At 71.2% G+C, this 13,680-nt stretch carries 14 protein-coding genes; 3 read left to right on the forward strand and 11 right to left on the reverse strand.

Annotated elements, in window-relative coordinates; all coding sequences use genetic code 11:
- Positions 1 to 78: 78 nt before the first annotated feature.
- Both EES43_RS04030 and EES43_RS04035 read right to left on the reverse strand, forming a co-directional pair.
- A complete protein-coding gene (locus tag EES43_RS04030) occupies positions 79 to 750 on the reverse strand; it encodes a methionine ABC transporter permease (protein ID WP_124267391.1) in 672 nt (223 codons plus the stop codon).
- Complete coding sequence (locus tag EES43_RS04035; RefSeq protein WP_124267392.1) at positions 747 to 1,850, reverse strand: methionine ABC transporter ATP-binding protein; 1,104 nt, start codon at positions 1,848 to 1,850, stop codon at positions 747 to 749. The genes EES43_RS04030 and EES43_RS04035 overlap by 4 nt, the downstream gene beginning before the upstream one ends.
- A gap of 599 nt (positions 1,851 to 2,449) precedes the next feature.
- On the opposite strand from EES43_RS04035, the gene EES43_RS04040 reads away from it, so the two are divergent.
- The gene (locus tag EES43_RS04040; protein ID WP_124267393.1) at positions 2,450 to 2,809 is read left to right on the forward strand and encodes a hypothetical protein; all 360 of its coding nucleotides are present in this window, start codon (positions 2,450 to 2,452) and stop codon (positions 2,807 to 2,809) included.
- A 70-nt stretch (positions 2,810 to 2,879) separates the two neighbouring features.
- A complete protein-coding gene (locus EES43_RS04045; RefSeq protein ID WP_124271777.1) occupies positions 2,880 to 3,290 on the forward strand; it encodes a hypothetical protein in 411 nt (136 codons plus the stop codon).
- 43 nt (positions 3,291 to 3,333) lie between these two features.
- Here the strand turns inward: EES43_RS04045 and EES43_RS04050 are convergent, their stop codons facing one another.
- The 5 genes from EES43_RS04050 to EES43_RS04070 form a co-directional block, all read right to left on the reverse strand.
- Positions 3,334 to 3,837 carry a GNAT family N-acetyltransferase gene (locus EES43_RS04050; RefSeq protein ID WP_124267394.1) on the reverse strand — a complete coding sequence of 168 codons (504 nt, stop codon included), beginning with the start codon at positions 3,835 to 3,837 and terminating at the stop codon, positions 3,334 to 3,336.
- A gap of 36 nt (positions 3,838 to 3,873) precedes the next feature.
- Positions 3,874 to 4,446, reverse strand: coding sequence for a sigma-70 family RNA polymerase sigma factor (locus tag EES43_RS04055; protein WP_124267395.1), 573 nt, complete (start codon positions 4,444 to 4,446; stop codon positions 3,874 to 3,876).
- 199 nt (positions 4,447 to 4,645) lie between these two features.
- A complete protein-coding gene (locus EES43_RS04060) occupies positions 4,646 to 5,425 on the reverse strand; it encodes a hypothetical protein (RefSeq protein ID WP_124267396.1) in 780 nt (259 codons plus the stop codon).
- Complete coding sequence (locus EES43_RS04065) at positions 5,376 to 5,984, reverse strand: glycosyltransferase family 39 protein (RefSeq protein WP_241192324.1); 609 nt, start codon at positions 5,982 to 5,984, stop codon at positions 5,376 to 5,378. The genes EES43_RS04060 and EES43_RS04065 overlap by 50 nt, the downstream gene beginning before the upstream one ends.
- Positions 5,985 to 6,779: 795 nt before the next feature.
- Entirely contained in the window at positions 6,780 to 7,931 is a 1,152-nt protein-coding gene (locus EES43_RS04070; RefSeq protein ID WP_124267397.1) for a glycerophosphodiester phosphodiesterase, read from the reverse strand.
- Between the two features lie 265 nt (positions 7,932 to 8,196).
- On the opposite strand from EES43_RS04070, the gene EES43_RS04075 reads away from it, so the two are divergent.
- A complete protein-coding gene (locus tag EES43_RS04075) occupies positions 8,197 to 8,868 on the forward strand; it encodes a lysophospholipid acyltransferase family protein (protein ID WP_124267398.1) in 672 nt (223 codons plus the stop codon).
- Between the two features lie 79 nt (positions 8,869 to 8,947).
- Here the strand turns inward: EES43_RS04075 and EES43_RS04080 are convergent, their stop codons facing one another.
- The 4 genes from EES43_RS04080 to argH all read right to left on the reverse strand — a co-directional run bounded on the left by EES43_RS04080 (position 8,948) and on the right by argH (position 13,622).
- Positions 8,948 to 10,492 (reverse strand): MFS transporter, encoded by a 1,545-nt coding sequence (locus EES43_RS04080; protein WP_124267399.1) that lies wholly within the window; start codon positions 10,490 to 10,492, stop codon positions 8,948 to 8,950.
- Positions 10,489 to 11,040, reverse strand: coding sequence for a TetR/AcrR family transcriptional regulator (locus EES43_RS04085; RefSeq protein ID WP_124267400.1), 552 nt, complete (start codon positions 11,038 to 11,040; stop codon positions 10,489 to 10,491). The genes EES43_RS04080 and EES43_RS04085 overlap by 4 nt, the downstream gene beginning before the upstream one ends.
- An 80-nt stretch (positions 11,041 to 11,120) precedes the next feature.
- Positions 11,121 to 12,092, reverse strand: a complete 972-nt coding sequence (locus EES43_RS04090) for an aldo/keto reductase (protein WP_124267401.1) — start codon at positions 12,090 to 12,092, stop codon at positions 11,121 to 11,123.
- A 102-nt stretch (positions 12,093 to 12,194) separates the two neighbouring features.
- Positions 12,195 to 13,622: an argininosuccinate lyase gene (argH, locus tag EES43_RS04095; protein ID WP_124267402.1), complete on the reverse strand. Its 1,428-nt coding sequence runs from the start codon at positions 13,620 to 13,622 to the stop codon at positions 12,195 to 12,197.
- Positions 13,623 to 13,680 lie beyond the last annotated feature (58 nt).

Raw genomic sequence — 13,680 nt, forward strand, 5'->3', positions numbered from 1 at the left:
CTCTTTCCGGTGGTGATGGTGGTGCGCCCGGGCATGGAGTCCGGGCTCGGTGGGACGAAGAGTCCCTGGGAGGTGGAGTCAGGTGGTGGCGCGGCCCCGGCGGGCCAGCAGCCGGACCGCGAGGTCCCCGATGACCTGGATCACGGTGACGATGACGATCAGCAGCGCGACGGTGATCAGCATGAACTGGTTGTCGAAGCGCTGGAATCCGTAGGTGACGGCCTTGGATCCCAGGCCTTCGCCGCCGACCGCGCCGGCCATCGCGGAGTAGCCGATGAGCACGATGAGGGTGGTGGTGACGCCGGAGACCAGGGAAGGCAGGGCCTGCGGCAGGAGCACCTTGCGGACGATGGTGGGGATGGAACCGCCCATCGACTGGACCGCCTCGACGAGCCCGTGGTCGACCTCGCGGATCGACGTCTCGACGAGCCGGGCGAAGAAGGGGATCGCGCCGACGGCGAGCGGGACGATCATCGCGGTGGGGCCGATGAAGGTGCCGACGATCCAGGTGGTGAAGGGGATCAGGGCGATCAGCAGGATGATGAACGGCAGCGAGCGGCCGATGTTCACGATCACGCCGATGACCTTGTTCACCGCGGTGTTCCGCAGGAGTCCGCCCTTGTCGGTGAGGACCAGCAGGACGCCGAGCGGGAGGCCGACGACAACGGTGACGAGCGCCGACCAGAGCACCATGTAGAGCGTGTCGACGGTGCCCTGGGTCAGCAGCGGCTGCATTTCGGACCAGGTCACTTGGCGACCTCCTCGGTGAGCGGGGCGGACGCCTGTTCGGGGACGACGGGCGCGGTGCCGGCGGACGCGGTGCCGGCGGACGCGGTGCCGGCGGACGCGGCGGGGACGACCTCGGCCTGAAGGCCCTGCTCGCGCAGGAAGCCGATCGGGACGACGTTCTCCTCGAAGCGGCCGGGCAGCTCGATGCGCATGCGGCCGATCTGCTTGCCGCCGACGGTGTCCATGGCGGCGCCCAGGATCGAGATGTCGATGTCGTACGTGCGGGAGAGCTGGGAGATGACCGGCTGGGAGGCCGTCTCGCCGTGGAAGGTGACGTCGATCACCGTGCGGTCCGGTCCGGAGGCCGTGCCGCCGACCGGGAACAGCTCGTGGGCCAGTTCGGAGCCGGGGGTGGCGAGGAGTTCGCCGACGGTCCCGGACTCGACGATCCGGCCGCGCCGCATGAGCGCGGCGGAGTCGCAGACGGTCTTGACGACGTCCATCTCGTGCGTGATCAGCAGCACGGTGAGGCCGAGCTGCTGGTTGAGGTCGCGCAGGAGCTGGAGGATGGAGCGGGTGGTCTCCGGGTCGAGGGCGGAGGTCGCCTCGTCCGAGAGCAGCACCTTGGGGTCGCCGGCCAGGGCGCGGGCGATGCCCACGCGCTGCTTCTGCCCGCCGGACAGCTGGCCGGGGTAGGACCGGGCCTTGTCGGCGAGGCCGACCAGGTCGAGGAGTTCGCGGGCCTTGCGGGTGCGCTCCTGGCCGGAGACGCCGAGGATCTCCAGCGGCAGTTCGACGTTGTCCAGGACGGTCCGCGAGTCCAGCAGGTTGAAGTGCTGGAAGACCATGCCGATGCGGGTGCGGGCCGCGCGCAGTTCGCGGCTCGCCCGCCGGCCCCGGCCGGCGAGGGCGGTGAGGTCCTGGCCGGCGACGGTCACGGTGCCGGAGGTGGGGCGCTCCAGCAGGTTGACGCAGCGGATCAGGGAGGACTTCCCGGCGCCGCTCTGTCCGATGACGCCGTACACCTCGCCTTCGCGGACGTGGAGGTCGACGCCGTCGAGCGCGGTGACCTCGCGGTCGCGCGCCTGGTAGACCTTGGTGAGGCCCGTAGTGGTGATCACAGGGTTTCCGTCACTGTCGAGTGCGCGGCGCGGTGTCCGCCGGGCACGGGGCATTCGTCTGAAGAGACTGTTCGGGCTGGTGGGCCGGTGGGTCTCGGCATGGCTGGGGGCGGGGTTCCGCCGGCTTCCGGCGCATGCTCGGGCGGGCTCGTTCCCTTGGGTGCGAACGGCACAGGCCGGTTCTCGCTTCGGGGCGCGAGGATCAGGCGGGGGCCCTCAGATGGCGCGCATTCGACACATACAACGAGCACCGGGCGTGCTGATCGCCTCGGTCGCAAGGGTGCGGCTGCTCGTCGTGGTCATGGGCCCCAGTAAAACAGACGTAACGCCCCCGCGAACCTGGCTGTCCGCATAGCGGACAGCGCTGGATGGTCGCCGCGCGTGCGTGCGGCAGCCGGCGGGTTCGGCGCGCGCACCGCTGTGACCTGCGGCGATGGCGAGGCGGGAGGGCGGGGTACGGAGTGAGGGCCGCCGCCGGGGCGGGCCGGCGGGGCGGGCCGCTGTGGTCAAGGCCACGGTTGCCGCCGCCGGGCGGCCTCCGGCGGGCGCGGGACGGGGCCGCACGCGGGCGGCCGGTGCGCCCGTAATACCCTCGCTGCATGCTCGACGCCCTGACGGTCGCGGTCGCCGTGACCGCGCTCGCCCTCGCCGCCTGGTGCGGTCACGCCGCCTACCGGGATCAGCCGACGAAGGACTGGCACTTCATCGGCATGGCCGTCGTCACCGTACTGGCTCTGGCCCAGCTGGTGGTCGGCGTCGTGCAGCTGGCGCGCGGGGAGCGGCCGGAGCAGGGCATGACGGTGTTCATCGCGTATCTGATCGGGTCGTTCGCGGCCGTGCCGGCGGCGGCCTTCCTGTCGTTGACCGAGCGGACCCGCTGGGGCTCGGTGACGGTGGCGGCGGGAGCGGTCGTGCTGGCGGTGCTCGAAGTCCGGCTCTACGACATCTGGGGTAACTGACGTGAGTGACACCGACCGCCCCGGGACCGCCCAGGTCCCCGCCGACCCGGCCGCGCCCGCGGGCCGGCCGCTGCCGGCAGGCGCGAAGCCCGCGTTCGAGCTGGGCACCGGTCCGGGCCGGGTCCTGGTCTGGTTCTACGGGGTGTTCACGGTCGCGGCGGCCTCGCGCTCGATCGTCCAGATGATCATCGACTTCGACCGGGCTCCACTGGCCTATGCGCTCTCGGCGCTCGCGGCCGTCGTCTACGGCTTCATCACGTACTCGCTGGTGCGCGGCGGTGAGAAGGCCCGCCGGGCGGCCCTGGTGTGCTGTGCCGCCGAGCTCGTCGGCGTCCTGGTGGTCGGCGCGTGGACGCTGGCCGAGCCCTCGGCGTTCCCGGACGCCACCGTCTGGTCGGACTTCGGGATGGGCTACCTGTTCATCCCGGTGATCCTGCCGGTCACCGGGATGATCTGGCTGCGCCGCGCGCGGACCGCCTGAGCGCCGCTCCGCGCGCGACCCGCGTGGTTGGCCCCGGCCGGAGTCAGGCGCTGGCCACGTACTCCTGCGTCCCGGCGTCCTTCTCCAGCATGATCATCTGGACGCCGTCCGCCCCGGTGAGGGCCCCGACGCGGCTGTAGCCCGCCCGCCGGTAGAGACGCAGGGCACTGTCGCTGCGGTGGCCGGTGTGCAGCCGGAAACGGGTGGCCGCGCGGTCGCCGGCCAGGGCCCGCTCGGCGGCGCGCAGCAGCCGGGTGCCGAGGCCGTGGCCCTGGAGCCGGGGGTGCACGCAGAGCTTACCGATCAGGCCCGTGCCGTCGGGTTCGGTGAACCCGCGTACCGATCCGACCACTTCCTCACCGAGCCTGGCCACGAACACCAGGTCGTCGGCGACTTCGGCGCGCACCGCGTCGAGACTCTGCACGAGCGGGTCGATCCGGTAGTTGTCGTACAGCTCCGCCTCGCGCTGGAAGCAGAGGTACTGGAGTCTGAAGATCTGCTCGACGTCCTGCGCCGTCGCCGCCGAGATGATCACGCTCATGCCCATGTGTGCACGCCTCCCGCTCACCTGTCCGCCGGTTGTCTACCGCGCTCTTCCCCGCAGTTCAGGAGCGACAACCTCCGCCGCCAGCATTCTGCGCAGACATCCAAGGCAACGGGAACGGATCGGCCCTAAACTCCCCTGTGACATACCCAACTCCCCTGCGATTTCTCGGTAGGTCGGGTCCGCGGGCGCGAGCATCGCCTCCAGTAAGCGCGGACAGCGTCCGGGCAGCCGCGCCACCGCCGCCCGCAGCGCCCGGCGTTCGGCGGCCCCTAGCGCGGCGCGTTCCGGGCAGCCGGCCGGTCCCGCGGCGGGTTCGGCCGCGGGATACGGACGCTCCCGCCGCGCCCGGCGGCGTCCCCGGCGGGCCTCGGCGCGTACGGCGTCGCGCACCCAGCGGGCCGGGTCGCGGGGCGGTCCGACGGTCTCGGGGCGTTCCAGCAGCCGCAGCCACACGCTCTGTTCGAGGTCGGCGGGGTCGAGTCCGGCGGCGGGCGCCTCGGCGCTCGCCTCCGCGCGGACCAGGGGGCGCAGGGTGCGGACGGCGAGGGCGGTGGCGGTGGCGGTGGCAGCCGCGCGGGAGGCGGCCGGTGCGGGGTGCGAAGGCGTCATGTACCGGCGGACGTGCCGGTGGCGGCACCCGGTTGCCCGGCGCGCGGCGCGCCACCCGACCGGGGCACGCCCGGCCCCGCGGCTGACGCGGGGTGCGGGCGGGTTGCCGTGGTCGATCCGGCGACGCGCCTCCACGGGGCGGGCGCCTACGCGGAGCCTCACTGGTCCAGGACTCTTGACGCGGCACCAGTTCGCTGGTTCAGCAGTGTGCGGAGGCCTCGTAGATCATGATCTGCGCGCCGTCGACCTGTATGGTGCGGCACCGGTCGAAATACGCTGCCAGTGTCCTCCGCTTCATCAGGTCCGTCCCGGTGCTCGCGACCGGGCTGCCCGGGGGCTCGGTGACGACGAGAATCCGTGGACTGGCGAGCATGTGCGCGCGGATCTGGCGGGCGGGTAGTTCGGTGCCGTAAAGGCTGCGGGAGGCCACGGGGGTCAGTGCCTGCGCGAGGTCGGACAGCTGCGTACCGCTCGGCGGATAGGCGAGCGTCCACGCCCGGCGCTTCACCGACAGATAGAGCACCCCATCGCCGGGAGTGGCCTGCTCGCGCAGGACTTCGGCCAGAGCAGTGACATTGTCCGATCGGCTTTCCGAGGTACGCAGCCTGACGGATTCCGGCACCAGCAGTGCGACCGTCGCAAGGACCGCGGTAACGGCGGTGACGCGCAGGAGCCGGCCGTGCCGGACTGCCCGATCCAGCGCGGCTCCGAGCAGGAGGGCGAGACCGATCAGGCTGTAGAGCACGTAGCGCTCCAAGTAGAGCGGCTTGTTGAGCGACAGGAGCATGAGCAGGGCAGTGGGAACGATGGCCAGCGGCAGGGCGACCGCCGACAGATTGACACATGCTCCCGGAGACGCTTTGTCGGCGCGTGCCACACATAACGACAACACCAGCACGGACGCGGCCAGGAACGCGAAGCTCCGGTATTCACCACTGCTGACATCGTCGATCCAGGCGACCTGCCCCGATTGCCTCATACCCAGAACCGCAAGTGGCGCCAGGCCCGCCCCAACGGCAAGTGTGGTGCAGAACCACGGACGCCTGGCTCCCGCCGGCAGGGCGAAGGCATGTGCCACCAGGGCCAGCATCGCGAACTCGGGCCAGCAGGCAAGCCACCAGCATCAGAAGGCCGTACCCGATCCACATTCCCGCGGCACCGCCGTGACCGGACCATCCCGCGCCTTGGTACCGGCGGATCGTCGCGACGAGAACATAGGTGGCCCAGACCACGAGCGCGCAGACCAGAGCGTACGATCGCCCTTCCTGCGAATACTTCTGAACGTCCGGCAGAACGGCGAACGCCAGACCCGCCAGGAGTCCGGCGCGGGGCCCCGACAGCCGCGCCCCGAGCGCCGCCACTCCTGCCGCTGCCACGGCGGTGGCGAAGACAGAGGGAAGACGCAGCACCAACAGATCGGCGCCGAAAAGACTGAACATTCCGTGCATCATGAGGTAATAAGCCCCGTGCACAGCATCGATGTTGCCCAGCGTCTCCCATAAGTCCGGCAGACTGCGTGAAGCCAGGTCGAGCGTCACGGCCTCATCGTGCCATAAGGTTTCACCTCTGCGGATTCCCCATACACCGAGAAGCACGGACAGAATGGCAGGCAGAAGGGGGACGACGTGGGGCCTCAGGCCCATGGACGGGTTTACCTGACACTGCGAAATCTTCTCTTCGGTGATGATGCCGATCTCCGGGGCCGCACGATAACCACAATGAAATAACGCAAGGCGCAATCAAGTATCGCCTACAGCCGCGAGAGAACAGCCCTTGCGTTGGCCAGATACCGGGAATTTGCAGATTTCACGATACTAAGATATTTTCAAAAGTGCTGGCGAGTCGGGCCAGGAGCGTCTCGCCGGTCACTTCGACCACTCTATAGAACTGTGGCAGAAAATCAGTGTTTACGCCTGAACCGGCTGCGCGACCGAGATTGTTACTCAGCGTGATGAAATTGCTGCCGCGATGCCCTCTCGGAAGATTCCGGATACCACTGGAACGCTATCCCAATCTGTGTCTCCACCGAGGATTCGAACGCCTCCGCGAGGAGCAGACGGGCGTTCCGAACTCTCAAATCGATGGCACTCCGAGTGACTTTCTTCCCTCTTGCTCTCAAACAAGCCATGTCTCAAATACAAGGATGATTGTGATGAGGCGTCGGTGAACCGGACCATCGACCGCCTCGTGCCGATGCCCCCGCTCCAGCCCTGCGGGGCCTTCACGAAGGGCATCGAGCTGAATAGGGACGCCACCCCAGCGCCGACCCGGGATCACTCTGTGTCCTCGCAAAGGAGGGCGACTTCCGCCACCGCCGCCCCGAGGACGCCGGATCAGCGTCCGGCGTGGTCGGCGGCGGCCAGCAGGGCGGTGTCAGGCTGGTCGGAGAAGACTCCGTCGATGCCGGTGGCGAAGTACGCGGCGTAGGCGCCGAAGACGTCGCCGTAGGCGTTGGGGTCCGTTCCCCGGCGGAAGTCGGCGGGCAGGAAGGTGTTCTCGTTGCGGATCGTGTACGGGTGGAGGAGCAGGCCCCGGTCGTGCGCGTCCCGCACCAGCGTCGTCGGCCGCGTGAGCCGGCCCGAGGCGTCCTTGGGGATGACCAGGTCCAGCGTGGGGCCGATGCCGTGGGCGAACGAGGCGATCCACCGCAGCCCGGCGGGCTTCACCAGGTCCGCGACGGTGCGCGGGTCGCCCGACTCGACGAAGTCCCAGGGCCGCTCCTTCGGTCCGGACAGCAGGACGACGCGGGGGGTGGCGACCAGGCGCGCGAGCCGCTGGATCGAGCCCGGCTCGAAGGACTGGAGGATGAGCGGCGCGTCGGCGCGGTGCCGGTGGTGGCGGCGCAGCAGCCGGGCGAGCGGTTCCTCCAGGCCGAGGCCGAGGCCCCGGAAGTAGGTGGGGTGCTTGGTCTCCACGTACAGCCAGACCGGCTTGGAGCGCCTGCGGCCCTCGCGGTCGGCCCAGCGCAGGACCTCCTCGAAGGTGGGTACGGTCCAGCGGCCGTCGTAGAGCGCGTTGTCCGGGCGGGTGCCCGGTATGCGCTCGGTGGTGCGCAGGGTCTTGAGTTCGGCGAGGGTGAAGTCCTCGGTGAACCAGCCGGTGAGGGAGAGGCCGTCGATCTTCTTGGTGGTCCGGCGGTCGGCGAACTCGGGGTGGTCGGCGACGTCGGTGGTGGCGGTGATGTCGTTCTCGTGGCGGCAGACGAGATGGCCGTCCTTGGTCGGGACGAGGTCCTGCTCGATGATGTGCGCGCCCATGTCCAGCGCCAGCTGGTAGGAGCCCAGGGTGTGCTCGGGGCGGTAGCCACTGGCTCCCCGGTGGCCGATCACGGTCGGGAGCGGCAGGCCGCGCAGAGGTCCGCCGGGCCCGCCGTCGCCCCGTTCGGCGGCCCTCGCCGTGCCGGGCAGCCCCAGGGCCGCCGTGGAGAGGACGGCCGCGCCCAGGAGGGCCCGCCGGCCGGGACTGTTGCCTGCGCGCTCCGTCATGATCGCTCCTCGGTGGGTGTGTCGGGATCCTGCTCGGGCGAGGCCCGATCGTAGGCGGGCGGGCCGACGGAGCGGCGGACCGGGGGCGAACATGGCGGAAACTCACGTCAACACCGCGTATCCATCTGATGAACCCGATGTGCGATCAGGGCATACCCGCGAGTATCGTCCTCACCTGCACCGACCTTCAGCCCGTAGCACCAGGCGTCGCTCACGTCCGTTCGTCCCACCCCGGCCGGCCCCGGCCACGACACCGGAGGAACCGTTGTCCCGTCTCACGGTCATCAAGGCAGTGCTCGGACCGATCCTGCGTCTGATGTTCCGCCCCCAGGTGGAGGGTGCGCGGAACATCCCCGGGACCGGTCCGGTGATCCTCGCGGGCAACCATCTGACCTTCATCGACTCGATGATCATGCCCATCTGCTGCGACCGCCCGGTGTACTACATCGGCAAGGACGAGTACGTCACGGGCAAGGGCCTCAAGGGCCGGCTGATGGCCTGGTTCTTCACCGGCTGCGGCATGATCCCGGTGGACCGGGACGGCGGCCGGGGCGGTGTGGCGGCGCTGATGACCGGCCGCCGGGTGCTGGACGAGGGGCAGGCGTTCGCGATCTATCCGGAGGGCACCCGCTCCCCCGACGGCCGGCTCTACCGGGGGCGTACGGGCATCGCACGGCTGACGCTGATGACCGGTGCGCCGGTGGTCCCGTTCGCGATGATCGGGACGGACAAGCTTCAGCCGGGCGGCGCGGGGCTGCCCCGACCGGGCAAGGTCACGGTCCGCTTCGGCGAGCCGATGGAGTTCTCCCGCTACGAGGGCATGGACCGCGACCGGTACGTGCTGCGCGCGGTGACCGACTCGGTGATGGCCGAGGTGATGCGGCTGTCCGGCCAGGAGTACGTGGACATGTACGCCACCAAGGCCAAGGCCGCCTGACCCGGCGTCGCGGAAGGGCCCGTGCCCCCGGCAGACGCCGGGGGCACGGGCCCTTCCGCGCGTACGGGCGCGGATCGCGTCACGGGTGTTCGACGCCGTCCTCCAGCTTCTGCCCGCGCAGCAGGAACCAGGCGGCGACGGCCGCTGCCAGGAGGACCGACGCGCCGATACCCGCGGCCGAGCGCATCCCGTCGACGAACGCCTCCTGGGCCGCGGAGACCAGGGGCCCCGCCTGGGCGGCGGGCAGCGCCGTGGCGGCCTCGACGGCTCCGCCGAGCGATTCGTGCGCGGCCGACTCGACGCCCGGGGAGATGCCGGACGGCGTCGGGAAGCCGCGGTAGACGCCGGTGACGATGGAGCCGAGCAGGGCGATGCCGAGGGCCGCGCCGAGTTCGTACGCGGTCTCGGAGACGGCGGAAGCGGAGCCGGCCTGCTCCGTCGGGACGCTGGAGAGGATCACGTCGGCGGTGACGGTGAAGGAGAAGCCCGCGCCGACGCCGACGATCAGCAGCATCGAGCCGAGCAGCGGATAACCGGTGTGCTGGTCGAGCAGCGTCACGGAGCCCAGGGCCAGTCCGACCGCCGCGAGGCCGCCCGCGACGACGGACCGGACCGAGAACCGGCGGGCGGCGAAACCGGCCAGCAGGCCGGCGGCCACCGCGCCGATGGCGGCGGGCAGTTCGGCGAGTCCGGCCTCCAGCGGGCCCCGTCCCTGGACCAGTTGCAGGAACTGGGAGAGGAAGAAGACCAGGCCGGACAGGCCGAGGATGGTCAGCAGGTCGGCGAGGACCGCGCCGGAGAAGCCCCGGTGGTGGAAGAGCCGCATGTCCAGAAGAGGTGCGGGCAGCCGGAGCTGCCGGCGGACGAACCAGGCCAGGGCCGCGGCACCGGCCACGGCCGCCGCCGCGGCGCCCGGTCCGAGGCCGTGGGCGGCGGTCTCCTTGACGGCGTAGACGACGCCGATCATGCCGACGAGCGAGAGCCCGACGCTGAGCAGGTCCCACGGGCCGGGCGCGGGGTTCTTCGACTCGGGTATCAGCTTGACGCCGACGACGACGAGCACGGCCATCACCGGCAGGTTGATGAGGAAGACCGAGCCCCACCAGAAGTGCTCCAGCAGGAATCCGCCGACGACCGGTCCGACGGCCGCGCCCGCCGAGGCCATCGCGCCCCAGATGCCGATGGCGAGACTGCGCTCGCGCGGGTCGTGGAAGAGGTTGCGGATCAGGGCCAGTGTGGAGGGCATCAGGGTGGCGCCTGCGACGCCGAGCAGCGCGCGGGCCACGATCATCATCTCGGGCGTGGTGGCGTACGCGTTGAGCACCGAGACGGCGCCGAACGCCACGGCGCCGGTCAGCAGGAGCTTCTTGCGGCCGATGCGGTCGCCGAGGCTGCCCATCGAGACGAGCATGCCGGCGATGACGAAGGAGTAGACGTCGCCGATCCACAGGAGCTGGGTGCCGGTGGGGGCCAGGTCCTCACTGAGGAACGGGGTGGCCAGGCCCAGTACGGTGGCGTCGACGGCCACCAGCAGGACGGCCAGGACGAGCACGGCGAGCGCGATCCACCGCCCGGGGCGGCGCACGGCCTCCACGGTGTCCGGCCGCAGGTCTGTGCCGGTCACGTGGTCACGCTCCGGCGGGCTCCGCCGAGCAGCAGCTCGACGACCATGTACGAGAAGTCCTGGGCGGCGACCCGGCCCACCTGGACGGCCCAGGCCCCGGTGCCGATGAGCCCGTAGAGGGCCTCGGTCAGCCAGGCGGGCGTCAGGTCGATCCGGAACTCGCCGCGCTCCTGGCCGCGCCGGAAGAAGGCGGAGACGCGGGCGTCGGCCCGGTTCCAGCCCTCGTTGATCTCCTCGCCCTCGAAGAGCTGGTTCTCGGTGACCAGGAAGGACAGCAGGCCGGCGCTGGGCTCGACGGCCGCGATGAGCCGGCGCAGCCCCTCCTCGGAGGTGCCCTCGTCGAGCCGGGCCGCGTCCAGCGCCGCCTCGAACTCCTGGATGCCGAGGTCCTCCAGGGCCTTCACCAGCGCGTCGCGGCCGGCGAAGTGGCGGTGCAGGGTGGCGCGGCCGATGCCCGCAGCCTTGGCGACCTCGTCCATGGTGGCGGTCGATTTGTGGGTCAGCAGAGCGGCGGCGCTGCGCAGCACCTGCTCACGGTCGAGAGTCATGAGACGACTATAACCCGGATGAGACACATCTGTCTCATCCGGGGTTGGGCGGATGCGGTGGGCGGTGGCTGAGCCGCCCGTCAGCTCCAGGGCAGGGCGGCCCGGTGGCGCCAGTACGACTCCGGCTCCTCCACCAGCGCGTCCAGCCGCGCCCGCTGCTCCTCGCCCAGGTCGACGACGGCGGCGTGGAGGTTGCCGGAGAGCTGGGTGGCCGTGGCCGCGCCGGAGAGCACCACGCCTGCCCACGGCTGGTGCAGGACCAGGGCGAGGGCCACCGCGTCGCCGCCCACCCCCGCGTCGGCGGCGATCTCGCGGAACACCGCGGGAGCCTCTCCGCCCGCCAGCCGCCCGTTGGCCATGCCCTCCTTGACGATCACCGTGAGCCCGGCGTCGTGCGCCTCGGCCAGCGCCGCCCCGGCGGAGGTCTCCAGCGCGTTGTAGGTGGCCTGGACGGTACGGAAGAGGGGCGCGCCGTCGACCGTGACGGCGAGGGCGGCGCGGATCGCGTCGGCCTGGGCGGGGCCGCTGGTGGAGAAGCCGACGGCGACGCCCTCGGCGGACAGGGCCGCCAGCCGTTCGTGCAGTTCCTTGTCGGCGAGCGCCGGGCTGTCGGGGGTGAGCGAGTGGATCTGGTAGAGGTCGAGCCGGTCCCCGAGGAGGTCGCGGGTCTCCTCGCGCTGGCGCTCGAAGGCCGCCAGGCCGTGGTCCTTCACCTCGTGGACCTCTGCCTCGACCTTCCAGTCGGCGGTGTAGGTGTAGCCCCACTTGCTGCCGACGACCAGGTCGGTGAAGGCGGGCCGGGCGTCCAGCCACTCCCCCAGGAACTCCTCGGCGCGGCCGTAGGAGCGGGCCGCGTCGACGTACCGGACGCCCTGGGCGTAGGCCGCGTCGAGCAGTTCGTGCGTACGGGCGCGCAGCGCGTCCGCGTCCCGGTCGTCGCCCAGGTCGCGGTCGCGGTGGAGATTGATGTAGCCGGGCCTCCCGACGGCGGCAAGGCCCAGCCCGAAGTGGGCGGTCGGGGTCGTCGCGGCGGCCAGGGCGGCGAAGGGCATCGCGGGCTCCTCGGGGTCGGTTTCGGTTACTCCTACCCCGCTGAACGTAGCCCGCGACACCCGTCGTACACCTGCCGCGCGCCGGTGCGCCGCCCGACGGTCCTACGGGCGGGCCGTCGCCCACGCGTGCTGGGCGGCCAGATCCGCCTTCACCTCGGCGAGCTGCACGGCGACGGCGGACGGTGCGGTTCCGCCCCGGCCGCTGCGGGAGGCGAGCGCGCCGCGCACGTTGAGGACCGTGCGGACCTCGGGGGTGAGGTGCTCGGAGATCTTGGCGAACTGCTCGTCGGTGAGCTGGTCGAGCTCGATGCCGTCCTGCTCGCACCGCTTGACGCACTCGCCGGCGACCTCGTGCGCCACCCGGAACGGGACGCCCTGCTTGACCAGCCACTCCGCCACGTCGGTGGCGAGCGAGAAGCCGGCGGGCGCCAGCTCCTCCATGCGCTCGCGGTTGACGGTGAGGGTGGCCATCATGCCGGTGAAGGCGGGCAGCAGGACTTCGAGCTGGTCGCAGGAGTCGAAGACGGGCTCCTTGTCCTCCTGGAGGTCGCGGTTGTACGCGAGCGGGAGGGCCTTGAGCGTGGCGAGCAGACCGGTCAGGTTGCCGATGAGGCGGCCGGACTTGCCCCGGGCGAGCTCCGCGATGTCCGGGTTCTTCTTCTGCGGCATGATCGAGGAGCCGGTCGAGAAGGCGTCGTGCAGGGTGACGAAGGAGAACTCCTTCGTGTTCCAGATGATGACCTCCTCGGCGATCCGGGAGAGGTTGACGCCGATCATCGCGGTGATGAAGGCGAACTCCGCGACGAAGTCGCGCGAGGCCGTGCCGTCGATGGAGTTGGCGGCGGAGCCGCGCTCGAAGCCGAGGTCGGCGGCGACGGCCTGCGGGTCCAGGCCCAGCGAGGAGCCGGCGAGCGCGCCGGAGCCGTACGGCGAGACGGCGGTGCGCTCGTCCCACTGGCGCAGCCGCTCGGCGTCCCGGGACAGGGACTGCACGTGGGCCAGCACATGGTGGGCGAAGAGGACGGGCTGGGCGTGCTGGAGGTGGGTGCGGCCCGGCATCGCCACGTCCGGGTGGGCCTCGGCGAGGCCGACGAGCGCGTCCTGGAGGTCGGCGATCAGGCCGCCGATGGTGCGGGCGTGGTCGCGCAGGTACATCCGGAACAGGGTGGCGATCTGGTCGTTGCGCGACCGGCCGGCGCGCAGCTTGCCGCCGAGGTCCGGGCCCAGGCGTTCCAGCAGGCCCCGCTCCAGCGCGGTGTGGACGTCCTCGTCGGCGACGGTGCCGGTGAAGGAGCCGTCGGCGACGTCGGCTTCGAGCCGGTCGAGCCCGGCGAGCATCCGGGTCAGTTCGTCCGCGGTGAGCAGGCCCGCCGTGCTGAGGGCGCGCGCGTGGGCGCGGGAGCCGGCGATGTCGTAGGGCGCGAGCCGCCAGTCGAAGTGGACGGAGGCCGACAGCCTGGCCAGTGCCTCGGCCGGTCCGTCGGCGAAACGCGCGCCCCAGAGCCGGAGGTCACCGTTGTTGCTGCTCACTGCGTGCTCCTCAAGGAGAGTGCGGGATGTGCGACCGCCTCCCCGCCGCGGAGTGACG

This window comes from Streptomyces sp. ADI96-02 (genome assembly GCF_003846185.1).
Taxonomy (GTDB): domain Bacteria; phylum Actinomycetota; class Actinomycetes; order Streptomycetales; family Streptomycetaceae; genus Streptomyces.

Bases quoted from the DNA above. Each gene is read 5' to 3' on its own strand.
- EES43_RS04040 (WP_124267393.1), top strand. From the start codon at position 2,450: ATGCTCGACGCCCTGACGGTCGCGGTCGCCGTGACCGCGCTCGCCCTC.
- EES43_RS04050 (WP_124267394.1), bottom strand. From the start codon at position 3,837: ATGGGCATGAGCGTGATCATCTCGGCGGCGACGGCGCAGGACGTCGAG.
- EES43_RS04055 (WP_124267395.1), bottom strand. From the start codon at position 4,446: ATGACGCCTTCGCACCCCGCACCGGCCGCCTCCCGCGCGGCTGCCACC.
- EES43_RS04060 (WP_124267396.1), bottom strand. From the start codon at position 5,425: ATGAGGCAATCGGGGCAGGTCGCCTGGATCGACGATGTCAGCAGTGGT.
- EES43_RS04070 (WP_124267397.1), bottom strand. From the start codon at position 7,931: ATGACGGAGCGCGCAGGCAACAGTCCCGGCCGGCGGGCCCTCCTGGGC.
- EES43_RS04085 (WP_124267400.1), bottom strand. From the start codon at position 11,040: ATGACTCTCGACCGTGAGCAGGTGCTGCGCAGCGCCGCCGCTCTGCTG.
- EES43_RS04090 (WP_124267401.1), bottom strand. From the start codon at position 12,092: ATGCCCTTCGCCGCCCTGGCCGCCGCGACGACCCCGACCGCCCACTTC.